This window comes from Mycobacterium vicinigordonae, from assembly GCF_013466425.1.
Lineage (GTDB): Bacteria > Actinomycetota > Actinomycetes > Mycobacteriales > Mycobacteriaceae > Mycobacterium > Mycobacterium vicinigordonae.
Genome location: NZ_CP059165.1, coordinates 2,091,935 through 2,117,140, shown reverse-complemented (window position 1 = coordinate 2,117,140; position 25,206 = coordinate 2,091,935). Strand labels below are relative to the sequence as shown.

General features: G+C 63.1%; 22 protein-coding genes. 12 read left to right on the top strand and 10 right to left on the bottom strand.

The window, feature by feature from the left end:
• Positions 1–32 precede the first annotated feature (32 nt).
• The gene (locus H0P51_RS09660) at positions 33–461 is read left to right on the top strand and encodes a Zn-ribbon domain-containing OB-fold protein (RefSeq protein WP_180917701.1); all 429 of its coding nucleotides are present in this window, start codon (positions 33–35) and stop codon (positions 459–461) included.
• 168 nt (positions 462–629) lie between these two features.
• Here the strand turns inward: H0P51_RS09660 and H0P51_RS09655 are convergent, their stop codons facing one another.
• Complete coding sequence (locus H0P51_RS09655; protein WP_246398526.1) at positions 630–1,247, bottom strand: TetR/AcrR family transcriptional regulator; 618 nt, start codon at positions 1,245–1,247, stop codon at positions 630–632.
• A 145-nt stretch (positions 1,248–1,392) separates the two neighbouring features.
• Here H0P51_RS09655 and H0P51_RS09650 point away from each other — a divergent pair, with 145 nt between their 5' ends.
• Positions 1,393–2,634: an amidohydrolase family protein gene (locus H0P51_RS09650; protein WP_180917700.1), complete on the top strand. Its 1,242-nt coding sequence runs from the start codon at positions 1,393–1,395 to the stop codon at positions 2,632–2,634.
• Positions 2,635–2,705: 71 nt separating this feature from the next.
• On the opposite strand, the gene H0P51_RS09645 is transcribed toward H0P51_RS09650, so the two are convergent.
• Entirely contained in the window at positions 2,706–3,011 is a 306-nt protein-coding gene (locus tag H0P51_RS09645; RefSeq protein ID WP_180917699.1) for a hypothetical protein, read from the bottom strand.
• Positions 3,012–3,242: 231 nt separating this feature from the next.
• Between H0P51_RS09645 and H0P51_RS09640 the strand changes: the two genes are divergently transcribed.
• The 6 genes from H0P51_RS09640 to H0P51_RS09615 all read left to right on the top strand — a co-directional run bounded on the left by H0P51_RS09640 (position 3,243) and on the right by H0P51_RS09615 (position 10,679).
• The gene (locus H0P51_RS09640; protein WP_180917698.1) at positions 3,243–4,397 is read left to right on the top strand and encodes a thiolase family protein; all 1,155 of its coding nucleotides are present in this window, start codon (positions 3,243–3,245) and stop codon (positions 4,395–4,397) included.
• A 222-nt stretch (positions 4,398–4,619) separates the two neighbouring features.
• Positions 4,620–6,116, top strand: coding sequence for a class I adenylate-forming enzyme family protein (locus H0P51_RS09635; RefSeq protein WP_180918858.1), 1,497 nt, complete (start codon positions 4,620–4,622; stop codon positions 6,114–6,116).
• Positions 6,113–7,273: an acyl-CoA dehydrogenase family protein gene (locus H0P51_RS09630; protein WP_180917697.1), complete on the top strand. Its 1,161-nt coding sequence runs from the start codon at positions 6,113–6,115 to the stop codon at positions 7,271–7,273. The genes H0P51_RS09635 and H0P51_RS09630 overlap by 4 nt, the downstream gene beginning before the upstream one ends.
• A 154-nt stretch (positions 7,274–7,427) precedes the next feature.
• Positions 7,428–8,573 carry an acyl-CoA dehydrogenase family protein gene (locus tag H0P51_RS09625; RefSeq protein ID WP_180917696.1) on the top strand — a complete coding sequence of 382 codons (1,146 nt, stop codon included), beginning with the start codon at positions 7,428–7,430 and terminating at the stop codon, positions 8,571–8,573.
• 58 nt (positions 8,574–8,631) lie between these two features.
• Positions 8,632–9,753 carry an acetyl-CoA hydrolase/transferase C-terminal domain-containing protein gene (locus H0P51_RS09620; protein WP_180917695.1) on the top strand — a complete coding sequence of 374 codons (1,122 nt, stop codon included), beginning with the start codon at positions 8,632–8,634 and terminating at the stop codon, positions 9,751–9,753.
• 14 nt (positions 9,754–9,767) lie between these two features.
• Positions 9,768–10,679, top strand: coding sequence for an SDR family NAD(P)-dependent oxidoreductase (locus tag H0P51_RS09615; protein WP_180917694.1), 912 nt, complete (start codon positions 9,768–9,770; stop codon positions 10,677–10,679).
• Between the two features lie 15 nt (positions 10,680–10,694).
• Here H0P51_RS09615 and H0P51_RS09610 read toward each other — a convergent pair whose 3' ends face one another.
• The 4 genes from H0P51_RS09610 to H0P51_RS09595 form a co-directional block, all read right to left on the bottom strand.
• Positions 10,695–11,657, bottom strand: coding sequence for a VOC family protein (locus H0P51_RS09610; RefSeq protein WP_180918857.1), 963 nt, complete (start codon positions 11,655–11,657; stop codon positions 10,695–10,697).
• Positions 11,657–12,868 (bottom strand): CaiB/BaiF CoA transferase family protein, encoded by a 1,212-nt coding sequence (locus tag H0P51_RS09605; protein ID WP_180917693.1) that lies wholly within the window; start codon positions 12,866–12,868, stop codon positions 11,657–11,659. Before H0P51_RS09605 ends, H0P51_RS09610 begins: the two co-directional genes overlap by 1 nt.
• Before the next feature lie 63 nt (positions 12,869–12,931).
• On the bottom strand, positions 12,932–14,428 hold the full coding sequence (locus H0P51_RS09600; protein ID WP_180917692.1) for an aldehyde dehydrogenase family protein: 1,497 nt from the start codon (positions 14,426–14,428) through the stop codon (positions 12,932–12,934).
• 66 nt (positions 14,429–14,494) lie between these two features.
• Positions 14,495–14,872, bottom strand: coding sequence for a hypothetical protein (locus H0P51_RS09595; protein WP_180917691.1), 378 nt, complete (start codon positions 14,870–14,872; stop codon positions 14,495–14,497).
• 169 nt (positions 14,873–15,041) lie between these two features.
• Between H0P51_RS09595 and H0P51_RS09590 the strand changes: the two genes are divergently transcribed.
• Entirely contained in the window at positions 15,042–16,226 is a 1,185-nt protein-coding gene (locus H0P51_RS09590) for a cytochrome P450 (RefSeq protein ID WP_180917690.1), read from the top strand.
• Positions 16,227–16,654: 428 nt separating this feature from the next.
• Here H0P51_RS09590 and H0P51_RS09585 read toward each other — a convergent pair whose 3' ends face one another.
• From H0P51_RS09585 to H0P51_RS09570, 4 genes are all read right to left on the bottom strand, one after another.
• Positions 16,655–17,797: an acyl-CoA dehydrogenase family protein gene (locus H0P51_RS09585; RefSeq protein WP_180917689.1), complete on the bottom strand. Its 1,143-nt coding sequence runs from the start codon at positions 17,795–17,797 to the stop codon at positions 16,655–16,657.
• 346 nt (positions 17,798–18,143) lie between these two features.
• On the bottom strand, positions 18,144–19,265 hold the full coding sequence (locus H0P51_RS09580; RefSeq protein ID WP_180917688.1) for an acyl-CoA dehydrogenase family protein: 1,122 nt from the start codon (positions 19,263–19,265) through the stop codon (positions 18,144–18,146).
• Positions 19,262–20,407 carry an acyl-CoA dehydrogenase family protein gene (locus tag H0P51_RS09575; protein WP_180917687.1) on the bottom strand — a complete coding sequence of 382 codons (1,146 nt, stop codon included), beginning with the start codon at positions 20,405–20,407 and terminating at the stop codon, positions 19,262–19,264. Before H0P51_RS09575 ends, H0P51_RS09580 begins: the two co-directional genes overlap by 4 nt.
• Before the next feature lie 3 nt (positions 20,408–20,410).
• Positions 20,411–21,190 carry an SDR family oxidoreductase gene (locus H0P51_RS09570; protein WP_246398771.1) on the bottom strand — a complete coding sequence of 260 codons (780 nt, stop codon included), beginning with the start codon at positions 21,188–21,190 and terminating at the stop codon, positions 20,411–20,413.
• A 185-nt stretch (positions 21,191–21,375) separates the two neighbouring features.
• Between H0P51_RS09570 and H0P51_RS09565 the strand changes: the two genes are divergently transcribed.
• The 3 genes from H0P51_RS09565 to H0P51_RS09555 are packed head-to-tail and all read left to right on the top strand — an operon-like array spanning position 21,376 to position 24,608.
• Positions 21,376–22,629, top strand: coding sequence for a Zn-ribbon domain-containing OB-fold protein (locus H0P51_RS09565; RefSeq protein ID WP_180917686.1), 1,254 nt, complete (start codon positions 21,376–21,378; stop codon positions 22,627–22,629).
• On the top strand, positions 22,626–23,786 hold the full coding sequence (locus H0P51_RS09560; protein ID WP_180917685.1) for a thiolase C-terminal domain-containing protein: 1,161 nt from the start codon (positions 22,626–22,628) through the stop codon (positions 23,784–23,786). Before H0P51_RS09565 ends, H0P51_RS09560 begins: the two co-directional genes overlap by 4 nt.
• A gap of 9 nt (positions 23,787–23,795) precedes the next feature.
• The gene (locus H0P51_RS09555) at positions 23,796–24,608 is read left to right on the top strand and encodes an enoyl-CoA hydratase/isomerase family protein (protein ID WP_180917684.1); all 813 of its coding nucleotides are present in this window, start codon (positions 23,796–23,798) and stop codon (positions 24,606–24,608) included.
• Positions 24,609–25,206: the final 598 nt, after the last annotated feature.

Genomic DNA, 25,206 nt, shown 5'->3' with positions numbered 1-25,206 from the left:
GCGCGAGGCGATGGCCATCGAGGTTGCGTGACATGACTGAACTGATTACCGAGGGGCTGTTTCGGGTCGACGGCGATCGCGCCGTATTGCTCGGATCGCGTCGGCGATCGACTGGGGTGGTGAAGTTCCCTGCCGAGCGGCCGGATCTATTCGACGGCGACCCAACGATCCAACAGGACATCGAGGCCATCGAATTGGCCACAGAGGGAACGCTCTACACCTACACCACCCAGGAATTCCCGCCGCCGATGCCATACCGGGGCAATCGCAATCCGGACTTGTTCAAGCCCTACATCCTCGGCTTCGTCGAGTTGGCGGACGCCGTGATGGTCGAGTCGTTGATCGTCGGAACCTCCGCAGCAGAGCTGCGCATCGGTCAGCCCATGGTGTCGACCACCACCACATTGAAAAAGGCCGACGGAGAGTCCGTCCTGACATTTGCGTTCCGCCCGCAGAACTGAGCGAACGGCGTGACCGCATGGGGCACGCCGCGGTTCGGACTCCATCCCCTCCATGGCATCCATGGCATCCATGGCATCCATCAACCCACGGTGAGTAATCCATTGCGGCGCAACACCCGCTGACAGTTTGCGCGCCATCAAAGCAGTTCGGCGCCAAGGCCGCTGCCGTTAGTGCGCCGCCACGCCGACGGGGATTGCCATAGCGGCAACCATTTCGGTGACAACCGCGATCATCTCGTTGCGATCCACGGCCACTGTCTGGCGATGCACAGTAAACCAGGCGCGGTCGAGCAATCCCATGATGGTCACCCCGATGACGTCAGGTGAGTGCACACCGCGCGCGGCGACGACTTGGCCCAACTTCCATGACGCCCGCGAGACCATGCGATTGCGAGACAGTCGGAACCCTTCATCGTCGGGTGCCGACTGATCCGATGCCATCACGAAGGCACCATGGCGGTCCATGTAATCGAAATAATGCGCCACCCAGTCGCGAATTTCATCAACACCAAACGCGACGTCAGCATCGGACCACTCCGCGATGACAGCCATCGCGTCGTGGTAGGCGTTCTTGCCGAGCTCGTTGAATATTTCGCGCTTGTCCTTGAAGTAAGTGTAAAAGCCGGCTCGCGAGATGCCGCAGGCCTCGGTAATCGCGTTGATCGGCGTGCCGGCGTAACCACGCTCGAGGAACAACCGTCGGCTGGCGCTCAGAATCGCCGATCGAGTGCGTTCCCCACGAGTCACCTCCAATTCCGCATTCACCTCGGCAGCGTTGCTGGTCACCCCTAGACCTTATATGACGTTTGTGTCATACACCAATACTTCTACTTCATGCTTACTTTCATGGTTGAAATCTGAACTAAGTTGACAGTAGCGTCAAGCCAGGACCATGCTAAGAGCGAGCGACAGCCGAGTAGGAGGCACACCAATGACGCATCCCACCGAGCAGTTCCACGACGCACCGGTGTTCGATGCCGATCAACACATGTACGAGACCCCGGATGCGCTATTGAAATACCTTCCCGAGCAGTACAAGTCGAAGGTCCAGTTCGTTCAGGTCGGGCGGCACACTCGGATAGCGATTCTCGGCAAGATCACCGATTACATGCCCAATCCAACATTCGAAAGAGTCGCCGCCCCCGGAGCGCACGAACGGTTCTACTCGGGTCAGAACCCGCAAGGCTTGACGATGCGGGAGATGTCCGGTCGTGGCATCGAGGCGCCACTCGGTTCTCGGAACCCCGATGACCGGATTGTCGAACTCGACAAGCAGGGCGTCGATTCCTGCCTCAACTACCCGACGCTGGCGAACCTTGTCGAGCACTCCGCAGCCGAGGACCCAGAGTTGACCGCCGCCATCATCCACGCGCTGAACCAATGGATGCTCGAACATTGGGGGTTCAGCCATGAAAACCGCATCTACTCGACGCCTGTGCTGACCCTGGGCATCGTGGACAACGCCCTCCGTGAGCTCGAGTACATCCTCGAGAACGGCGCCAAAGTCGCTCTGATCAAGCCGGCACCAGTGAAAGGCTATAAGGGCTGGCGTTCGCCGGCACTGCCGGAGTTCGATGCATTCTGGCGGGAGGTCGAATCCTCTGGACTGCCTATCGTGTTGCATGCCAGCCAGCCGCCGTTGCAGGAATACATCGAAAAGTGGGAACCGGCGAACACCCACAACGCTTTCGAGATGTCGGCGTTCAAATGGACCGCGCTTGGCCACCGCGAGATCGCCGACATGCTGACCAGTTTGATCTGCCACGGCACGCTGACCCGGTTCCCCAAGCTGCGGATCGCCAGCGTCGAGAACGGAAGTTCTTGGATTAAACCACTTTTCGATGATCTCCAGTCGACATACCACAAGATGCCGCAGAACTTCCCGGAGCATCCGCACGAGGTCTTCCGCCGCAATTGCTGGGTGAGTCCCTTCTGGGAGGGCTCGGTGGCCGACGTCGTCGACACCATTGGATGGGACAAAGTAATGTTCGGGTCCGACTGGCCGCATCCTGAGGGATTAGAGACTCCGAAAGGCTACTTCAAGTACGCCGAGGGGATGGACGAGCGCCGAACCTACGACTTCATGGGCGACAACGCGCGCCGTTTCATCGGTCTGCCGATAGCCAACCCGGATCCGGCCGCCCTGCTTCCACCGCAACTGGCGAACGCTTAGAACACGACAATGCGACGATGCGCCTGGCTCAGCGCCGTGCGCATCCTCGTCGACAACGTTGACCCTGCGGCTCAGTCACTGGCGGGCAACGGTTTTGCTGCCTTGACCGACAGCACGGCCGTGCCGACGCTGAGAGTCCCAGCGCCCGCCTTCGTGACGAGCACCTCGGCGTCGCCCTGGCCGACGTAGCGCTTCCCCATCACTGTGCCGCCGGCCAGGGAGGGGTCCAGTGTGGCGCCCGTAACCGGGGCCGCCGCCCCCAGGGGAACCATCGGGTGGCCACCACAACGCAAGTCGTCAAGGCACTCGTCACTTCTCACCACAATCACCTGGGTGTCGCAGACCTGACTCTGCAATCGCGTGCCATTTTGGATCATCGCATTTCCCTGCTATTCGGTTCGGAGGGCTCATTTTTCGGTGCCGGCGAGCGTCGTCAACTCGTCGACGATCTCGCGCCGCCCTCGTGATGGCTTAGACCGCAGCGGCCACGGCGCCTGGGCCGCGCCATAGACTGGCCGTCACAAATCAGATATATAGTTATAGACTTGTTCGGCCTAGTCAAGCCAAACCGTCTGCAGCAGAGTCATCGTGAAGGCCTAAGGAGCGCCATGCCTGACACACCCAGCGTCGCCATCATCGGCGTCGGACTTCACCCGTTCGGTCGATACCCTGACCGCTCTGCCCTAGAGATGGGTGCGGTGGCGATCAGCAGAGCACTGCGTGACGCGGGGGTGGCCTGGTCGGACGTGGGAAGTCTGTACGCCGGAAGTCTCGAGGTGTCCAATCCCGAGGCGGTGACCGGACTCGTCGGCATGACCGGCATTCCAGCGCGCGCGACACTGAGCGGCTGCGCGACCGGCAACTCTCTGCTCACCCTGGCAGCACGCGACGTGGAACTCGGCGAGGCTGACATCGCAGTGGGGGTCGGGCTGGACAAACACCCCCGCGGCGCGTTCGGTGCCGACCCTGCGGTGTCAGGACTCCCCCAATGGTATGGCGACCAAGGCATGTTCCTCACCACGCATTATTTCGGCACCAAGATCATGCGCTACATGCACGACCACGGCATCAGCGAGACAACACTGGCGCGCGTGGCGGTCAAGAACTTCGACCACGGTTCGTTGGCACCGCACGCGTGGCGTCGCAAAGCGATGAGCATCGAATCCGTCCTGGCTTCCCCGGTGGTCAACGCGCCGCTACGGCAGTACATGTACTGCAACCCCAATGAAGGCGCCTCGGCCGTTGTGGTCTGCCGGGCCGATAAGGCCAAGCAGTACAACGACACTCCGATCTACGTGCGCTCCACCGCCCTGCGGAGTCGCCGCGAAGGCGCCTACGAGCTGCTGCGGACGTCCATCGAGTTGCCCCTTGTGCCGGGTACGACCGCGGAAGCCGCCCGCGCTGCCTACGAACAGTCCAGCATCGGGCCTGACGACATCGACATCGCGCAATTGCAGGACACCGATTCCGGCTCAGAGATTATCCACATGGCCGAAACCGGGCTGTGCAAAGACGGTGAGCAAGAGGCGCTACTGGCCGACGGCGCCACCAGGATCGGTGGTCGCCTTCCGATCAACACCGACGGTGGATTGCTCGCCAACGGCGAACCGGTCGGCGCGTCGGGCTTGCGCCAGGTCTACGAGCTCGTCCAGCAACTTCGGGGCACCGCCGGTGACCGCCAAGTGCCCGACAAACCCCGGGTGGGGTTGGCTCAGCTCTATGGGGCGCCAGGCACAGGCGCAGTCGCCATCCTGTCGCGATAACAGGCATGAACGACAGCGCAGTTGCGACGTCGCACGATCTAGATCCTTCGGCGCCCATGACAGAGCGTCATATGAGAGAAGCGGCAACCGGCTCAGCAGGCCTGGTGCCAAATCCCCTTTGCCCGAATCTATCCCGCGCTGGATGGGAACCGGAAACCTGGTAAAAAAATAACTAAACAGCTATATGATTATAGATTAGACTCAAGGAGAAAGGGTGTCATGGTGACGGCTGGCACCATCGCTGCATTGCTCGACGAATGCGCCGCCCAGCGGCCAAACCGGCCCCTCCTGCTCGATGCCAGTGGCGTCTCGCTGACGGTGGGCGACGTCGCTGCGTTGGTCAGTGCCGCCACCGGCTGGCTCTGGAAATCCGGTGTGCGACCGGGAATGACAGTCGCGTGGCAACTGCCATCCGATCCCGGTGCGGCAGTGATCATGCTGGCGCTCGCGCGCGCTGCGGTTACCCAGGCGCCACTGCTGCACCTGTACCGCGAGCGGGAGGTGCGTGCGGCGCTCGACGTGGCATCCGCCGACATCCTGATCGTCGATCGCAGCACGGCCAGCAACGCCCCTCCGAGAGCGGACACGATCGTCGTCCCGGACGACCTGATCCAGCGGCTGGGACGCCAAGGAGACGCCGAGCCACACAACGGACTATGCGGCCACCGCGCCGACGATGCTGCCTATTGGCTGTACTTCACCTCGGGCACGACTGGTAAGCCGAAGGGTGTGTGTCACGACGACACCACACTGCTCAGCGCGTCCCGTGGTTTTGTCGACCACTACGGGCTAGGCAGTCTGCCGGACGAAGTCGGAACAATAACCTTTCCGATCGCGCATGTTGGTGGTCTGGTCTACCTCGCCGGGGCCTTGCTCGGTGACTTCCCAGTCCTGCTGATCCCGAAGGTTTCCGACGACCTGCCGGAAGTGCTCGCAAGTCACCGCGTCACGGTCGCGGGTGCGAGTACGACCTTCTACCAAATGCTGCTGTCCGCACAGTTGGCTTCGGGACGCGCAGAGCCCTTGATCCCGACGCTGCGGATGATCATCGGCGGAGGGGCGGCTTGCCCACCTGAGGTGCACCGCCAGATCCGCCGCTCTATGGGAATCCCGATCATGCACGCCTACGGGATGACCGAGGCACCGATGGTATGCGTCAGCCACCACGGCGACAGCGAGGAACAACTGCATAACACGTCCGGGCGACCCGTACCAGGAGCGCACGTCCGGATCAGTGAATGCGGCGAAATCGAAGTCTGCGGCGACACTTTGGGGAGGGGATATACCGACGCTGAGCAGTGGGCGCAGGCGCTGTCTGCCGACGGCTGGTTCCGTACGGGTGATCGTGGGCGACTACGCGCCGACGGTCACATCGTGGTCACCGGCCGCACGAAAGATCTCATCATCCGCAAGGGCGAAAATATCGCGCCGGAAGAGATCGAGAACGATTTGCTCGCTCACCCGCTCGTCGACGAGGTCGCGGTCGTTGGTCTGCGCGACGAGTTCCGCGGCGAAATGGTGTGTGCGGTGGTGCGGCGGTCCCTCTCCCATCCCGACATCACCTTCGATGAGCTTTGCGCGTTCTTGGACGAGCGCGGATTGATGAAACAGAAGTGGCCGGAGAGGCTCGTCGTCGTCGACGAACTCCCGATGACTGGGCTGGGCAAAGTCGCAAAATCCCACCTCGCTCAACAGATCTCAGCAGGAGCAATCCGATGACAGCGTTGTCCGACGAAGAACGTCAAGAGCTGGCTAGTTCTGTACGAGCAGCGTGTGCGCGCGGCGCCACCGAAGAACGGGTCCGCCAGGTTGCCTACGGCGAGTGCGCCGACGATAGCCAGGGAACCGTCGCCGGTTTCGACACCGCGCTGTGGAATGTGCTGTGCGCCCAGGTCGGGATCGCGGCCATTGCACTGCCCGAGGAGTGGGGCGGCGCCGGCTTGGGGGCGTCAGCGCTCGGAGTGGTCGCTCATGAACTGGGACGCGCCCTGGCCCCGGTACCGTTTCTCAGCTCCGCTGTCCTAGCCACCAGCCTGCTCGTCGAGCTGTTGGAGAGCGACCGCGAATCGGAGAAGCGGATCACCGGTCTGATCGAAGGCCGTCGGACCGCTGCTGCCGGGCTCACTGGCGACGGAGGTCTGTGGCGCCGCGAGTCCATCACGCTGACCGCTGCGCCGTCCGGCGACGGCTGGCGCGTCGACGGCTCGAGTCGGCATGTCCTGGGCGGGGCGGCCGCCGACGACTTCGTGGTCGTAGCCGCGGAAGCAGGTGGCGAGCCAGCGCTTTTCCTCATTGAAGCCGCCGCCGACGGTGTCACCGCCACAACGGAACGGGTGCTCGACGGTACTCGACCGATGGCAGCACTGACCTTCACCGCGGCGGCGGCCATTCGGCTTTCGGGGCCAGAGCCCGTCGATGAGCTGATAGAGCGGACGCTCGATCTAACTCTTGCAGTGCTGTCAGCAGAGCAAGTCGGAGCTTGTGAGAGAGTGCTCGAGATCGCGACAGCCTACGCCCGGACCCGCGAACAGTTCGGTCGTCCGATCGGAAGCTTCCAAGCGATCAAGCACAAGTGCGCTGACATGCTGGTCGATCTCGAGTGGGCGCGCTCGGCATCTCAAGCCGCGCTGCAGGCATTCGACTATGGAGCGGTGGCGGCCGGCGAGGGCAGTTGGCGCGCCAGCATGGCCAAGGCGGTGTGCTCTGAGTCGTTGCGCAATGCTGCGCACGCCAATGTGCAGATCCACGGCGGCATTGGATTCACCTGGGAGGATTCGGCGCACCTGTATCTGCGTCGCGCTCGCACGGACGAAGTCTTGTTCGGCACGCCGGCCCAACACTGGGACCGCCTAACGCCGGTGGCCGAGCTGACGTGACGACGGTGCACCCGGCCAAGCACGATCCGCAGCCGGCCAATCGGCAGGCCAGACGTCGCGTTTCCGGCTTATTTCCCCGGCATTTAGTCGATCTCAGAGAAATGCCCCGACGATCTCGACGGGCAAATCGCGCCCGTTGTGCAGAGGAGTAACTATGTCCGCAGCCACTTCAGTCGCCGAGGACATCGAGGCCTCTCGCCTTGAGATCAGAGCTTTCCTGGACAACGCTCCCAAGCCGGCGGGGCTACGCAACTACGGACCCACGCCGACGGCCGCCGACGTCAGTGCCGGCCGCCAGTGGCACCGCCACCTCGCCGAGCACGGCTACACATGTCTGCACTGGCCACACGACGTCGGCGGCGCTGACGCGACAGTGGCGTTCCAGGCCGTGTTCGCCGAGGAGTGCGCGCGTGCCGGTGTTCCGCGACAAGTCAACATCACCGGCCCCGACCTCGTTGGTCCCGTGCTGATCAAGTTCGGAAGCGACGAGCAGAAATCCCGTTATCTGGAGCCAATCCGGTTGGGTGACGATGTGTGGTGTCAGCTGTTCTCCGAACCGGGGGCGGGATCGGATCTAGCCGCTGTGCGCACCCGCGCGCAGCGCACCGACCGAGGCTGGCGCGTCGACGGTCAGAAAGTGTGGAGTTCTGCGGCGGTGCCGGCCCGCTACGGGCTGCTGTTGGCACGTACCGGTCCCGACAAGCATCGCGGGTTGTCGATGTTCGTGGTGCCAATGGATGCACCCGGGGTCACGGTGCGCCCACTCACCCAGATGGACGGCGAGAGCAAATTCAACGAAGTGTTCTTCGACGGTGCCGAATTGACCGACGACGCGTTGATCGGGGAGGTCGGGCAGGGCTGGACTCTGGCGCTGGTGACGCTAGGCCGTGAACGCCTGACCCTCGGTTCGCAGGCTGTCGGGATGTTTCGCCTCCACAGGCGCTTGATCGATGCCGCCCGTGACCATGATCTACTCGATCCTGCCCTGTCGCGGTCGATGACGAAGCTGTGGGCGCGGATGTGGCTTTTGCGGTTCACCTGGCTGCGAGCCATCGATTCCGGCGACCTCACGTCTCCTGCCTTTTCGGTACTCAAGCTGATGAGTTCGGAAACCGACCGCGACCTGGGCGATATGGCGACCGAAGTGCTGGGCACCGACGCCTGCGCCGATCCGGCCGACAACGAACTCGTGCATCACATGTTGGTGGGTCGGGCGCAGACCATCCTCGGCGGCACCAGTGAAATCCAGCGCAACATCTTGGGCGAGCGTGTGCTTGGCCTGCCCAAAGAACCTCGGTGACGGCAGATTGACCTCGACGAGCGCTTCGCGCGCGCTGCGCGCTCTTCTCCGTCCCGGAATGACTGTCGCGTTGGGCGACGGTGTCGGCGCGCTCGGCTGCCTCGATGATGGCACTTCGGTGGGCGCCGCATTGAGCGCAGCGGCCCGTGAGGTGGGGTCGGTGCGCCTAGTCATCGGCTGGCTTCCCACCTCAATCGCCGGCCTGGACGCCGACGCGTTCGCTGACGTCGTGGCGCTGATGCCGGGGTGGGGTTTGCGCGATACGCTGCGCAGCTCGTCGGCACGGTTTGTCCCAACACGGCTATCGGCGATCCCCGCCCTTCTGACCGACGTACTTCGCCCTGACATCCTGATCACCCGGCTGGTTCGACGACCCCGTGGGTTGCAGTTCAGTAGCGAAGTATCTTGGCAGAGTTCCGCGATTAGTTGCGGCGCTGAGGTTTTCGGCGTCATCGACGCCAACGCACCCGCCGCCAGCGCTCACGAACACGTCGACCAAGTTCGCCTGCTCGGCGCGACGACCGAGGGGTTGGCCGAGGTTCCCCAAAAAGAACCTGAGCCGATTCACTTCGCTCTCGCCGATGAGGTGTTGCGTTTGATCCCACGGGGCGCCCGACTCCAGTATGGCCCGGGCCAGTTAGGCACTGCGCTGCTGCGGCGCGCCCGCGTTCCGCTGGGTATCGATACCGGCCTGCTGACTGATGAGGTGGTCGAATTGGACCGGCGGGGGCTGCTCGTGGGCGCGCCGTCGGCAACCTATCTCCTGGGCACCGAAGCGCTGTACGACTGGGCCGATGGTCGCAAGATTCTGCGCGGCATCGACTACACCCACGACATCACTCGTCTGTCGCGCGGTCAACCACTGATCGCGGTGAACACCGCAATCGAGATCGACCCGCTCGGGCAGATCAACGTCGAAGGCATCGGCGAGAAGGTGGTCGGCGGGATCGGTGGACATCCGGACTACTGCACCGGTGCGCGGCTGAGCCGAGGCGGCCTCTCGATCATCGCGGTTCCGTCGGTCATCAACGGCCGTTCGCCGTTGGTCGATCATCTCAGCCGTCCAGCATCAACACCCGCTTACGACGTGGACATGATCGTCACCGAATCCGGCCACGTCGACCTGCGCGGCGCCGACTGGGCACAGCGCCGCGGGCTCATCACCAAGCTTTTCACCTGAGGAAAGGAAGTTTCATGGGGTCACTCGAGGGACGGGTTGTGCTCGTCACCGGCGGCGGGCGTGGCATCGGCCGTGCCCACTGTCTGGAGCTGGCCGCGCACGGTGCCGCGGTGGTGGTGAATGATCCCGGCGTCAGCCGTGACGGCACCGCGAGCGATAACGCGGATGGCCCTGCGGCACAAGTTGTCTCGGAAATCGAAGCAGCGGGCGGCAGGGCCGTCGCGCACACGGGCTCAGTGGCATCCTGGGATGACGCCGCCGACATGGTTAGCACCGCCGTCAGGCAGTTCGGCACGCTGACCGGCGTGGTCAACAACGCAGGAATCGTGCGAGACGCGATGATCACCAGCGCGACGGAGGCCGATTTCGATGCGGTCACGGCCGTGCATCTCAAGGGCACGTTCGCCGTCACCAAACACGCCTGCGACTACTGGCGCTCACAAGCCAAGCAGGGCAACCCCGTCGACGCCCGCATCGTCAACACCGTTTCCGGCGCAGGTCTTTGGGGCAATGTCGGCCAAAGCGCCTACGGAGCCGCCAAGGCCGCCATCGCCAACCTGACGCTGGTAACAGCAATGGAGATGCGGCGCTATAACGTGTCTGCCAACGCGATCTCGCCGTTGGCGGTCACGCGCATCAGCGAAGGCTTCTTCGGCGCTGACAAGGCCGCCGACCCGGCATTGGATCCTGCTCGTAGCTCCGCAGTCGTGGCTTGGCTCCAGTCTGCCGAGTCGGCGTGGCTGACGGGACAGATCTTGCGGGTCAACGGCAGCTCTCTGAGCCGTATCGTTGGGTTCTCCGAGGCTCCGCAGCGCTACCATGCCAAAGATCAGAATCACCTTCAGTACTCTGAGGTGGGCCAAGCGGTCAGCTGGCTTTGGGACACACTTCCCCGCGGTCTGGCCGGCCCCTTGCTGCCGACCTAGCGGCCGCGGCGTCCATCAGCTGAAGTAGGCGAGCGGCCGCTCGACCAGCTCGAACACGACGCCCTCAGGGGACCGCAGAAACGCTACGTACAAGCCGTCAATCTTGGTTCCCGGCAAAGGAATCCAGACTGGACTGCCCACCTGCTCAACGTGATCGGGAATCTGAGCGAGGGCATCGTGCACGCTTTCGACCCGCAGCGCGCAGCGGTAGATTCCCTGACGGTTGCCCCCCCACGGCACCGGCGCGGAATCAGTGTTTGGATGCTCGACAACCACTAGCGAGAATTGATGACGATCCTCGGCGAGGGCATACCGGCCGACCACACAGTCCACCGTGTCGGTCGGTCCGTGAGGGCTAAGCTGCTCGCCGGCGACAGGAACGGCGATGGGAGGCATCAGCTCCGCGAATCCGATGGCACGAAGGAAACTGCCGGTCGCTGCCGCGTCGATCGCGCAGATTCGGATGCCGTTGAACTGCACCAGGTTCGACGCGCCGCCGCCTTCGATCTGGGACAATTCTATGACTACCCCGTCATGATCGACGGCGAGAATCGACGTGACGCCACCGATCAGGCCATCGATTGGCTCGCCTACTGTGAGCCCAGCACGGCGCAATGTCGCAGCAGTTCTATGCAGGTCGGAGACCGCCAGGTGTGCTGCCCGGATGCCGGGACGCGCGGGGTTGGTGTCGGTATCGCGCGCCAGCACAGGGACGCGGTACTCGATGATCTCCAGGGCGCAGCCACCCCGTGCACCTCGCGAATCATATAAGAACGCTGTCTCGCAATAGGTTTCGCCGTCGAGCCCCAGGACCGAACCGTCGGAGGCTACGGTCGGGTCGGTACGCATCCGCGCGACGAGATCCATAGCCTTCCCGTAGATCTCTTCGGTTGCCTCCAGCGAGGCGCAGTTGAGATTGACGTGGAGAAATCGTCGCGCGAGACAGTCCCCCACGCGAGCTCCGCCAGCGAGAGTCATCACAGGACCACAGAATTAATCTTGAACTCGATGATCTCGTCCTCGCTAAACCCCAATTCGGTGAGTAGCGCGTCAGTATGCTCGCCGTGGTTAGGTGCACACGTCAATCTCAATGGAGTCTCATCGAACTGGACGGGGCTCGCCGCCACCGCGAACTCGTTGTTGTTTGTGTCGGTCACGCGTGGCAGGTATCCGTTGGCGAGGGCCTGCGGGTCGTTGTTCACCTCGTGGGCGGTGCGCACCACGTCCCACACTCCGCCAAAGCCGGCGAGGGCCTTCTCCCAGTGGCTTAGATCTTCGGACTCAAAGGCGGCTCGCAGCTTTGCAATACACTCTTTGCGATTGCCGAACCGCGCGACGGCGTTGGCGAAGCGCTCATCGTCAATCAGCTCGGGTCTGCCCAGGCGCGTGCAGAACTCCGACCAGAACCGGTCTGACTGCAAGAGCACCAAAGCAATAAACCGGCCGTCTCGGGTCTTGTAAACGCTGGCAACCGGATTCGGCATTTCTTCCAAGTTGAACTTCGGGATATCCCGGCCTGTGACGCCTGAACCCACGATATCCATCCCCAGTTGCCAAATGGCGGAGCTCAGAAGCGAGACGTCGACCACCGAAGTCTCGCCGGTGCGTTCGCGCTTTACCAGTGCCGCTGCGATACCGCCTGCTATCGCCAGTCCTCCGTAGACGTCGCCGAACGCGGGCCGCTGGACCGGCGGGTAGGAACCGTCACCGACGGCATACGCGTCAGCGATCCCGCCCCGCGCCCAGTAGGCGGCGAGGTCGAACCCGCCCTGGGAAGCCAGATCCCCCTTGGCTCCGTAGCCGTGCCCGCGCGCATAGATGATCCTGGGGTTTCGGGTCCGCACCTGTTCGACGTCCACGCCCATACGCCGACGAGAATCGGGCAACAAGTTGGTCAGGAACACGTCGGCAGTCTCGATCAGCCTCATCAGTAGCTCAAGTCCGTCGGGGCCCGACGTATCGATACCGATGCTGCGCTTGCCGCGATTTGGTTGCTCGATGAAGTGGTTGACGCCGCCCCCGCTGGCGACGACGCCTGAGCTGATCAGGCCGCGCTGGGGATCACCGGTTTCGGGGTGCTCGATCTTGATGACGTCGGCTCCCCAGTCCGCAAGCACAGCACCGGCGGAGGGAACGAAGGTCCACGACGCCAACTCGACGACGCGTATCCCACTGAGAATGTCGGTCATTGGTTCCTTGGTTGCATCATTAATTCCTTAGTTGGCGAGGTCAGAATTCCTTAGTTGGCGAGGTCAGTCGACGGGGTACGCGATCACTTTGGTCTGCAGGTGCTGTTCGAATCCTTCGACGCCGTTTTGCCTGCCGATGCCGCTCATCTTGTAGCCCCCGAAGGGCGCGTCCGCGCCGTAGTACAAGGCGGAATTGACGTTGATCGACCCGGCGCGGATACGGCGCGCGACGGCCATCGCCCGGTCTGTAGAACCCATGACGGTGCCGGCCAGCCCGTACATGGAGTTGTTCGCCATCTCGACAGCCCCGTCGTCGCCGCCGTCGTACGGGGTTACGGTCAGCACCGGCCCGAAGATCTCCTCCTGGAAAACGCGGTGCTGCGGTGCCACGTCGGCGAGCACCGTGGGGGCGATGAAGTAGCCCCTGTCGAGCCCTTTGGGTCTGCCGCCGCCGGTGGTGATCCGTGCACCCTCTTCCTTCGCGATCTGCAGGTAACCCATCACTCGGTCATACTGCTTGGCTGAGATGACCGGACCGTAGAGGTTGGCGGGGTCGCCGGGATCACCGCAAGACACTGAGGAGAACGAGGCAGTCGCGATCTCGACGGCCGTCTCATAGAACTGGCTGGGCACCAGCATCCTGGTCGTCAGTGCGCATCCCTGACCGGCATTCATCAATGCGGCGATGCAGCCGGGCACCGTCGCATTCAGGTCCGCGTCGTCGAGCAGCAGGAAGGCCGACTTGCCGCCGAGTTCGAGTAGGTTGCGCTTCATCGTCGAGGCGGACAACCGCTGAATCAGTTCGCCGACCACCGTGGAGCCGGTGAACGAAATCATGTCCACCCGCGAGTCGGTGAGCAGCCGCTGCGCGACGCTGTTGTCCGAAGCCGGAACGATGTTGACCACACCCCGGGGAATGTCGGTCCTCTCGGCGATGACCCGGCCCCAACGCAACGCGTTCCACGGCGTCTCCATCGCTGGCTTGAGGACCATCGTGTTGCCGGTGGCGAGGATCTGTCCAACCTTATTAGCGATGATCTCGAACGGAACGTTCCACGGAGTGATCGCGCCGACCACACCCATCGGCTCTTTGACGACCGCGCGATGGTAGGGCACCCCAAACTTGTCGTCGACATCGAGCTGTCGTTCCCAACCGAATTGCGAGATGTACTCTGCGGGCCAACGCAGCGCATCGGCCAGCGGCCAGTCCAGCTGTGCCAAGTAGGTGAAGCCGAGTGGGGCCCCCACCTCTGCGATGAGCTCGGCACGCATATCCTCGCGATCCTGCTGCAGCGCATCGTGCAACTGCATCAGACAGTGCTGGCGGAAGTCGGGGTTCGTCGACCAGTCGGTGGTATCGAAGGCACGGCGGGCCGCAGCGATCGCCTCGTCCATGTCCTCTGCCCCCGCGTCCGTCGCCAGACCGAGGACCTCCTCAGTGGCCGGATTGATGTTCTCAGCGGTGCGACCGCTCGCCGCATCGCGTAATCGACCGTCGATGTACAACCTGGTCTCGGGATTGAATTGGACCGTGGTGGCAGCGACCGATGAAGCCGTCATGGCTACTCCCTCTCGCAAAAATGATTCGTGACGCATTGTAGCCTCTTATAGATAATTGTTTAGCTGTTACTGCGGTGCGCAATTGGTGGCGGCGGCGTCATCCGGGCTAGGTAGCACGCCGCGCTCAGCAAGGAAGCTGCCGGATACGATGACCGCGGGTATGGGTCGTTCGCGCACGCCGCCACGGCATTGCCGGTTCGTCTGGGCCTGTCCATTGGCATCCACCTCCATCTGGTGCCACCGTTTTGTCGGCGTGCTGGGACGCCGCACAGAATTCGCCGTACCCGCCAGCGCGGCGAGACCGACGACGCCACCACCAAGGTTCATGTTGCGAGTCCACACGCGCGCACCAAGACCCTCCCAGTCATCCTGCCCATCTGCGAGCACCGGGCCCGTGACCTGCGCCGCGGCCACCTCGCCCGCGACCAGCGCTGCTCGATACATTTAAACAATCAACGGATTTTGCTATCGTCGTGACGTGGATCTCACCACTCCGACGTTTCCACGCGCCATATCAGCGCGCGATCGAGGCGTTTACAAATCCAAAGCACTTGTGGTGCAGTAACGCCCGCCGGTGTCCGCCGTCCGACCGCCCTACCCTGGAAGAAGTCGCATGACCAGCGTTAACCAGACCAGCGCCAACACAAGCTCGATCCCCCACATCTCATGGCCCGAGCTGCCGTTCGCCGAGGATCGCGCCGTTGGATGGGCGGCACTCAGGGACGCCGGACCGGTCGTATACGAGGATCCCTGGTACTACTTCACTCGTCGTGAGGATGTTCTCGAAGCCTTGCGCAACCCGGAGGTCTTCTCGTCGAAGAAGGCCTACGATGTGCTTGGCAGCCCGTTGCCCTTGCTTCCGTTGTCCTACGACCCTCCCGAACACACCCGCTACCGCAAGATTCTGCAGCCCTTCTTCAGCCCAGGAACGCTGTCGAAGATCCTGCCGTCCCTGCAACAGCAGGCAATTGACATCATCAAACGAGCGTGCGCGGATGACCGCTGCGAGGTGATCTCCGAACTTGCCATGCCCTACCCTTCGCAGGTTTTCCTAACCATGTTCGGTCTTCCTTTGGCTGACCGCGATCGCCTCATCGCCTGGAAAGACGCGGTTATCCACCTGTCGGAAATTCCGGATATGGCAAACGCCGACCTGACGCCGGCCTTGGAGCTTTTCGCGTACCTGACTGAGTCCATCGCCGACCACCGGGCCAATCCACGCGATGACCTGTTGTCCAGCTTGCTCGGGGGCGCCGATCCCCTCGACGACAACGAAGCCCTGGGATTGGCCTTCCTCTTCATCCTGGCAGGCCTCGACACTGTCACCGGCGCCCTAGGGATGGCTCTGCTAGAGCTCGCGCGCAATCGCGAGATATGCACGCATTTGCGCACACATCCCCAGGACACACGACTTTTCGTGGAAGAAATGGTGCGACTGGAACCCCCCGCCCCGCTTGTGGTGCGCGCTACCACACGTGAAGTGCAGGTCGGCGGCATGACCGTTCCGGCGGGATCCCTTGTCAAGCTGTGCATGGGCGGCATCAACCGCGACGAAAGTGACGATACGTCGGCCAACCATATCGTCATGGACGGAAAGGTGCACAAGCACTGGGGTTTCGGTGGAGGCCCACACCGGTGTCTGGGTTCGCACCTCGCCCGCATGGAACTCACGCTCATCGTCAATGAATGGCTGGCACGAGTGCCGGACTTCAGTGTGGAGCCCGGTTTCGTACCCTGCATTAACTGGCCGGCGAATACATTCGGCCTCGCGAGGCTTCCACTGCTTCTCCACAAATAGTGCTGCCGTGATCACCCCGACCTACCGGATTCTCCCGGTAGGCGGCGCCACGGTTGCGTCGACTGGACCGGCGACCCGTAGCGCGACCGTCCTTGGACATCAAGGGGTGAGGGATTTATTCATTTTCCCTTCGGGCCACCACTGCAACAGCGGCGCCCTCAATGACTGCGGCTAACTCGATGACCACGCCGTCTTGACGGATCGTCATGTCCGCCAAACTTTTTCACCGGCTTTTCCCGAAACGGTGTAGCCGCATTCGGCGCACAACTGCAGTGTGGCGTTCGGATTGCACACATATGACACTCGGAACCAATAGCGGAGGCTCCTACACCAGATGCAATCGGGTCTAGAAAGCGGAAGCCGGCCACCCGTCGGGATCGACGCAAACATCTTCATTGACATGTCCCGAAACAGCGACTCACCGCGGTTCACAATCCGAGGTCACGGCCGATGATCTCCTTCATGATCTCGGTGCTGCCGCCCAAAATCGTCAGTATGCGGTTGTCCACATAATCACGGGCAACGCGGTACTCCATCATGTAGCCGTAACCGCCGTGCAGCTGCACGCACCGGTCGATCACCTTAAGAGCGACCTCGGTGCACCACCACTTCGCTTTAGCCGCCTCCACGGCCGTGAGCTCACCTTCGACCACGGCGAGCAAGCAGCGGTCCAGATACTGCTCGGCGATCTCGAGCTCGGTGTCCAATTCGGCAAGCAGAAAACGATTGTGCTGAAAACTGCCGATCGGTTGACCGAACGCGTGTCGATCCTTGGCATATTGCAGTGTCTGACGCCAGGCTTCGCGCGCAGTCGCGACACCTGAAATCGCGATCGAGAGCCGTTCAGAGGGCAGGTTATGCATCAGGTGGTAAAACCCGCGCCCCTCCTGCCCCAGCACGTTGCTCACAGGCACCCGGACACTGTCGAACGTCAGCTCGGCCGTGTCCTGGTAGCCCAGGCCCATCTTGTGAAGTTTGCGTCCGCGGATGAAACCCGCCATACCGCGTTCCACGACCAACAAGGTGAATCCCTTGTGGCCCGCATCTGGATCGGTCCGACAAACCACCACCACGAGATCAGCGTTGATTCCCGAACTAATGAAGGTCTTATTTCCGTCGATGACCCAGTCGTCGCCGTCGCGAACCGCCGACGTCCGGATTCCCGCAAGATCGCTCCCGGCGCCCGGCTCGCTCATCGCCACCGCCAGAATCGTTTCCCCCCTGGCGATCCCAGGAAGCCAACGCTTACTCTGCTCGTCGTTGCACAGCGACGTGAAGTAAGGGCCGACCACGTCATTTACCAGACTCAAGCCCGGTGACGGGCCCCCGTACCGGGCGAGTTCTTCGTCAATCACCGCGTTGAAGCGGAAGTCGTTTACTCCGCCTCCCCCGAATTCCTCTGGGATGTTGAATCCGACGAGACCGTACTTGCCCGCGGCGACGAACGCGCTGCGATCGACGATCCCTTCTGCTTCCCAGCGTTGCGCATGGGGCTGGAGTTCGCGCTCGATGAACTGCCGCACGGTCTCGCGGAAGGCCTTGTGCTCGGCTTCGTACGCCCTCTTCTTCATCGTCGCTCTCCTTGAGTTGCATCGCTCTCGCCGCAACGCGACAAGTAAAGGACCAATAATTAGCTATCTGTTTAACTATATATTACTTCCGAGCTGGGGTTCATCGCGACGCTTACCCAGCGGCGCGGCACGTCGATCGGGCACGTTGCAACCACTACCAGCCACCAATCCCTTTGTCGTATGGCTCCTTCGGTACGGCCAGCTCAATTCCCACGAAACGGCAGTCTCCGCGTGGTTCACGAGTGCATCAAGCCGCGCGCCCAGATCGCTGAGGACGCGAAGGGACCTGCCTCACTGAACACAATGCCGCACGCGCCTTTGAACGCGAGCCAGGTAACTGTTCCTCCTATGGCGAATTGTTCTGTCGTCCAGACGTTCCCGGCGACACGCTGGTGTCCTTGGTCAAGAATTCCCATAACGACGCGCGACCGCCCGCATGCGCGAGCGCGACTCGCCCAAGTTTGGTGGCACACTCGCGGGTCGACCCGAATTCGCCGACCCAGCTTTGCGCTCGCAAAGTCGACTGCCACAACGAGTGTTCAGCGGTTGCGCCGATGGCGCCGTGCAGTTGATGGCCAACTGTTGTGACTCGCGGAACAACGCGACCGACCACTACCTTGGCAGTAGTCACCGCGAAATCCGTGTGGGCGGAGGCGAAACCGTGCTGACATGACGCCGCAACCGCCGCGGTAGTAGCCACCCGCGCGCGTTCGATGTCGCCGGCCATTGCGACCAGCGCGTGCTGAACGGTTTGAAAGTCCTTGAGAGGCCGCCCGAATTGAATCCGGTCGCGCGTGTGGGCCACCGTCAGCTCTGCCGCAGCGTCGAGCGTCCCGAGGATTTGGATACAGCGCGCCCACGCGCCTCTGCGGATCAGTTCGCGGGATCGCGCGGCGTCAATGCGACGCAGTTCGGCCACGCCGACGTCGATGATCACACGGTCGCGCGGTTCGCCCGCAAGGTTGCGCGCCGGCTCGATCCGCGCACCGCCGGCATCGATAACTCCGGCCAAGTAGCCATCGGCCGTGCGCGCCAGGAGAACCAACGCCGCCACGTGCCTCGCCCACGGCACCGCGTCGCTGGTGGCGTGAAGGCGGTCGTCGTCGATCCTTCCGTTGGCGATAGCCACCGACAGCGGGCCTCGCTGCGGGACGGACAGGCCGGCGGCATCGGCCAGCCAGGCCGCCAGTAGATCCGTGTCCGCGACCGGTTCCCCGATTGCCTGGCGAGACAAGCCGTGAAGCACGACGGCTAGCTCTCCTGCCCCGGCGTCTGGATCGTGCGAGCTTGTCAATCGCGTGAGGTCACTGTCCTCGAGCGTCCGCCACAGTCTTCGGTCGAACTCAACGGCGCCCGGCCGGTGCATCCGGTGGGCTCGCTGCCCGATCTCGCGGACCAGTTCCCGAAGTGCTGAGTGGTTGTCCTGCGGCGCATCCTCGAACACACCCCCCGCCAGCCAGCTGCTCATCGCAATCCCATCCTGCGCGCGACGACGCCGCGCAGAACCTCGTTAGTGCCGCCGCGCAGCGTGAACAACGGTTTGTGTAGGAGTGCGGTGGCCAACTGCTGCTGCAGCCGGATCGACAACGTGCGATCGGCGAGCAACTCTGCGATGACATCGACTGAGCGCTGTTCGAACTCGGTGCCCATGTCCTTTACCAGCGCAGCGCGGCTAGCGGCATCGTGGCCGTTCTGCAACTCCTCGGACACCGTCATCGACAATTGACGTAGTGACATCAGCTCCGCGAGTAACGCCCCGACCGCCGCGGCGGTGCCGTCATCGGGCACCATCTGGGCCAGCTCCCCGACTGCCGTTGTGATGAGCGGCGCAGTGGACAAAAATCGCTCCGGGCCGCTGCGTTCCACTGACAGCTCTGAAGTGACCTGCGCCCAGCCGTTGCCGACCTCACCGAGCACGTCGGTATCGGGGACGAAGGCGTCGTCGAAGGTCACTTCATTGAAATGATGCTCGCCCGACATCAGTTCGACTGCGCTGATCACGACGCCCGGTGTTTCGCGGGCAATGAGAAATTCGGTGAACCCCGCGTGCCGGTGCTTCGGATCAGGTGGACTGGTGCGGGCAAGGACAGCGATCAGATGCGCGTGGTGTGCGCCACTCGTCCATACTTTGGTGCCACGGAGCAACCAGCCGCCGTCGGTGCGGGCGGCCTTGGTTTGGGCGGCGGCGAGATCTGAGCCTGCGCCCGGCTCGCTGAACCCGAGCGCAGTGTAAAGGTGTCCAGCCGCGATCTCGGGCAGCCATCGCTGGCGCTGCTCTTCGGTTCCGTGCACCAAGACGCTCGGCGCGAACTGGCGATCGGCGACCCAGTGGGCCGCAATCGGTGCGCCCGCGGCGAGCAGTTCCTCGGTGACCACGTACCGGTCGAGGTGGCTAAGGCCCCGACCGCCGTAGCGTCGCGGAATCGTCAACCCGAGAAAGCCCGCGCGTGCCAGCCGTTGACTGAACGCCGGATCCCACTGACCCAGCCACGAGTCGACCTCGGGCTCCCAGCCGAATTCCTCGGCGTCGGCCTGGATGAAATCGCGTATCAGCTGCCGTAGCTGGATCGATCCCGCGGCGTCTGGTTGTGGTTCCCCCAGCGGTGCCACGCGTCAGCTGCCCGTCGCGGACGAGAGGTAGAAACTTGCGGTGAGGTCTTCTTCGCGGTCGGCCAGCCGATAGCCCGAGAAATCCTCCACCCCGTCCTCGCGCAGAACCTGCTCGTCGGTGACAAAGTTTCCGGTGTACTCTGCGGCCGGGCGGATAATCATGGAATACAGGGCGTCGGCCATGGTCCGCGGGCTACGTGCCTGGGCGAACGCCTCAGCTCGGCCGAGCACCGCTACCATTCCTTCGCTTGCCACCGTTACCGCCGGCCACAATGCGTTTACCGCGATCGGTATCGATGCAAACTCAGCCGCCCAGCCCAACACCAGCAGGCTTTCTGCGTACTTGCCAACTGTGTGCCCCACGTACGGGGCGAACCACGAGGGGTCGAGGTTCACCGGCGGAGACACGTTGACGATGTGCGGATTGTCCGCGTTCCGAAGGTGTCCCACTGCAGCATTAACGACGGCATACGGTCCTAACACGTTGATGTCGAGCAGGCGACCGAAGTGTTTGGCAGCAAGCTCTGGCGTACGCCGCAGATCGATGGCGCCCGCGTTGTTGACGACCACATCGATGCCGCCGAAGATTTCGGCCACCGTGGCCACCGCATCAGACACGCTTGCTTCGTCGCGAACATCACACACGATGGGCAGCGGCTCACCGCCCGCGGCGCGCACCGCGTCCGCCGTTTCGTCCAGCGTGCCCGGCAGTTTCGGATGAGGTGTCGCGGTCTTGGCCAGAAGCGCGACCCGCGCCCCGTCTCGGGCGACCCGCAAAGCCATTTCACGTCCGATACCGCGACTGGCCCCCGTGATCAGGACAACGCTGCCTGCCAGTGATGGACGAGCGTCGGGCACGTCGGTATTCCTCTCCTGTCGCGGGCAACCTGCCGCGCAATGATATAAACATATAGCGTATTTTCACGCCAAGTGGTCAATCTGGACTGCCATATGAGAGAGAGGCGCCGATGAGTCGGGTCACTTCCATCGGAAGCTACCTGCCGCCATGGCAGGTCAAGGGCCACAGAGTCAAAGGCGTTGACGAAGATGCCATCACGATGGCCGTCGCGGCCGGCCGCGCCGCCGACGCGGCGGCAGTCGCCAAGCGCCTGGTGGTCGTGTCGCGCGATTTCCCGCTGCTCGAAGGGGGCAACGGAGCGGTCTTACTTGCGGGCCTAGGGTTGTCGGCATCACTTCCGGTCACCGAGGTGCTCGGCGGTGGCCCGGCCGCGCTCGACCAGGTGGCGAGCGCTTCGCCCAACACGCTGATCATCGCGACCGACGACAACGTCGCATCGGTGGGGGCGGTGGCGGTGCTGGTGACTGACACCGGTGCGGGGGTCGACGTCCTGCCGACTGCCCGCCAGACCCGCAGCCTGCCGCTGCACACCCGCGACGGCGACGGCACGCGCCACGAGTACGTCGATCCGCGCCTGGAGCGCGAAGTCGGACTGCGCGCCACCGCGCGCCGTCTCCAGCTGGCTGACTCTGATCCGCTGCTGGCCGTTGCTGGCGCCACCGCTGCGCAACTGGAGGGCATCGTCGACACGGCCGGCGCGATACACGCCACTGCCACCTCGGCCGCCGCAGCTCTGCGGCTACTGGCGGAAGCTGTCGAACGTAAGGTACTCGGCCTGCTGGTGAGCTTCGAGCAGTCGGAGATCACGGCTGTTTCGCTGCGCGCCGGCGACGGTCAGCCACCCGTAGTCCGGGACGAGGTGCCGCCTCGTGAGCTGCCCGAGGTGCGGGTCGCCGAGGGTGTCGGGATACCGATCTCGCTCCCCGCGTACGCCCGCGCTTTCGAACCCAAGATCCGCTGGGAAGCAGCCGTTTTCGACGAACGACCGGGCATTGACTCGGTGCCACAATTTCCGCCACGAGCACGCGTCGATGATTACGGGGTGCTGGCAGCCGACTACCGGTTGGAGCCACTGCCGCGCACCGGAGCGGTGTATACCCACACCACTGTCCGGATTCCGGTGCCCGACCTCCCCAGCCCATACTCCCTTGCTGTCATTCAGCTCGACAATAGCCCGGTACGGGTACTGCTCAAGGTCACCGGCGTGCCTGCCGGTGAAACGACGATCGGTCAGCGGGGGGCGGTGGTGTTGCGGCGGATCGCCATGCGTAGCGGCATCCCCGACTACGGCTACGCATTCTGGCCAGGCCGTGGGCCTGGACCCGGCGACTTGGACCAAAGCAGAGAGGGTGCGTTGGCATGAGAAACGTCGCAATCGTCGGCGCGGGGATGACCCCGTTCGGTGAACATTTCGGCCACGGCATCAAGGATCTGCTGCCGATGGCCTATGCGAATACCGTCACCCACGTCGACAAGGGCATCGAGAGGGCCGACATCCAGGCGGCGTGGTTCGGTGAGCTGTCGACCACCGACGGGTTTCCCTCCGGGATCCTCGCAGACACGCTGGACCTCACCGGCATTCCCGTGACGCGGGTCGAAAATGCCTGCGCGACAGGCAATGACGCGATCCGAGGTGGGGTGATGGCAATCGCGTCCGGCATGTACGACGTCGTTTTGGTGGTCGGTGCCGACAAGGTTCGCGAGACCGCGACCAACACCACGTTCTGGGAATGGGCAGCAATGACTCGCGACAACGCATGGGACTACCCCCTGGGTTTGGTCGCACCGGCCAACTTCGCCCTGCATGTGACCCGCTACCTCCATGAATCACCCGCCACCAAGGAACATCTGGCGATGGTGGCCGTCAAGAACCACTTCCATGCGCTGAAGAACCCCTATGCTCAGTTGCGCTACGAGATCACTGTCGAGCAGGCGTTGGCGGCGCCCACCGTGGTGGAGCCTTTCGGTCTCTACGACTGCACACCGCAAAGTGATGGCGCCGCGGCGGTGATCTTGGCCGCCGAGGATGTCGTGGACCACTACACCGATCGCCCGGTATGGGTGCGCGGCGTCGGTCTTGGCATGGATCGTGTGATGCACCAGCACAAGTCGGACATGACGACCTTCCCGCCGACCGTCCGTGCCGCCAAGGCGGCTTTCGCGATGGCTGGGCTCACCCCCCGCGATGTGGATGTCGCCGAGGTGCACGACTGCTTCACTGGAGTCGAGATGATCAGCTACGAAGATCTCGGTTTCGCCAACCGGTTCGAGGCGTACAAAATCGTTGAGGCGCGAGACAATTATGTCGGTGGATCTATACCCATCAACCCGAGTGGAGGTCTGAAGGCCAAAGGGCATCCACCGGGAGCCACCGGGGTAGCGCAGTGCTACGAACTGTTCAACCAGCTGCGAGGCGAAGCGGAGAACCAAGTCGACGGGGCACGAATAGCATTGGCACACAACATCGGTGGACCGACGGCTGTGTCAGCGATCACCATACTGTCGAGTGAGAGGAACTAGCGAGACGTCATGACCACATCAGAAGTTGCGACACTGGCGGGATATGAGGCTTTCGCGCCGTCGCTGCTGGTCGAAAAGATCGGCGGCGCGCATCTGATCCGGATCAATCGCCCTGAGACGTTAAACGCCGTCAACGAGGACGTCCACGAGGCGTTCGCCGGGATCTGGCGCGTGCTCGAGAACGACGAGGATGTCCGTGCCGTCGTGATCACCGGCGCCGGAAAGGCCTTCTCCGCCGGCGGCGACATGGTGATGTTCAGCCGGCTGATCGAGGATCCCGACGCGCGCGCCAAGCAGATCGCCGACGCGCGAACCGTCTTTCTGGAAATCATCAACTTCAGCAAACCGCTCGTGTCGGCCGTCAACGGCCCCGCCGTCGGACTGGGGTGTTCCATAGCTCTGCTGTCGGACCTGTTGGTGATGGGCGAAGGCAGCTATCTTGCCGATCCTCATGTAGCAGTTGGTCTGACCGCAGGTGACGGCGGTGCAGCGATGATGCCGTTACTGGTGGGCATGATTAAGGCCAAGGAGTTCGTGCTGCTCGGTGAGCAGATTACCGCTCAGATCGCCAAGGATGTGGGCCTGGCGACGCGGGTGGTGTCCGACGACCGTGTTCTGGAGGAAGGTCTTGCGCTTGGCGAGCGGTTGGCGAGCCTGCCCTCGCAGGCTGTGCAATCGACCAAGAGGGCGATGAACATGCACCTTTCGCGGGCTGCGCTCGGCGTGTTGGAGTACGCGTTGGCGGCGGAGTACACATCGTTCTCGACCCCCGAATTCAAGGACAGGGTAGCCGCATTTCGCGCTCGTTCGAACCGATCTTGATCTTCAGCGGTACGCGGTGATGGCGGGACGACCGTCGCGGCATACCGCCCGTGCATCGGCGATGGCGCTGCGTCGGCCCTGACGGACGGCGGTGCCCTCATACCGGGCACCCTGTGCAGCTCGGAAAGTCCGAATGTACCGGGTCGGCTGGCCACTGCGACTGGACACCGTCTGCTGGAACGAATACCGACCGCACACTGCCCACGCTCAGCACCTTTTGCCCAGCAATCAGCTCACACTCCGACAGCGATGTGACTCCAGCAGCCGCTACAGCCTTGGCAGAAGCGGTAATTGGCGATCCCGCGTCGAAATCAACTGTGCACTCGGGGTCAACCTCGAGCCACAGCTCCGAGACACTGTCCATTGGTTCGGCTCACGGCGAAAGTGGTTGGCCAGTCCGGCTACGACATCAACCAGGAAGGCAAGCGGTGCGACGGTGGGCAGCTCGGTAAGAGGATTGAACAGATCCGCCGTCGGCATCGACATGGCGGCGGTGCCGGCCGAGGGGTCCTCCTCGCAGATCTCTATCCCGAATCTATCGACTATCCGGGCCGCCGTTCTCCGAATCGGAAGCAGAGTACGAGTTTTCCGCCGCGAT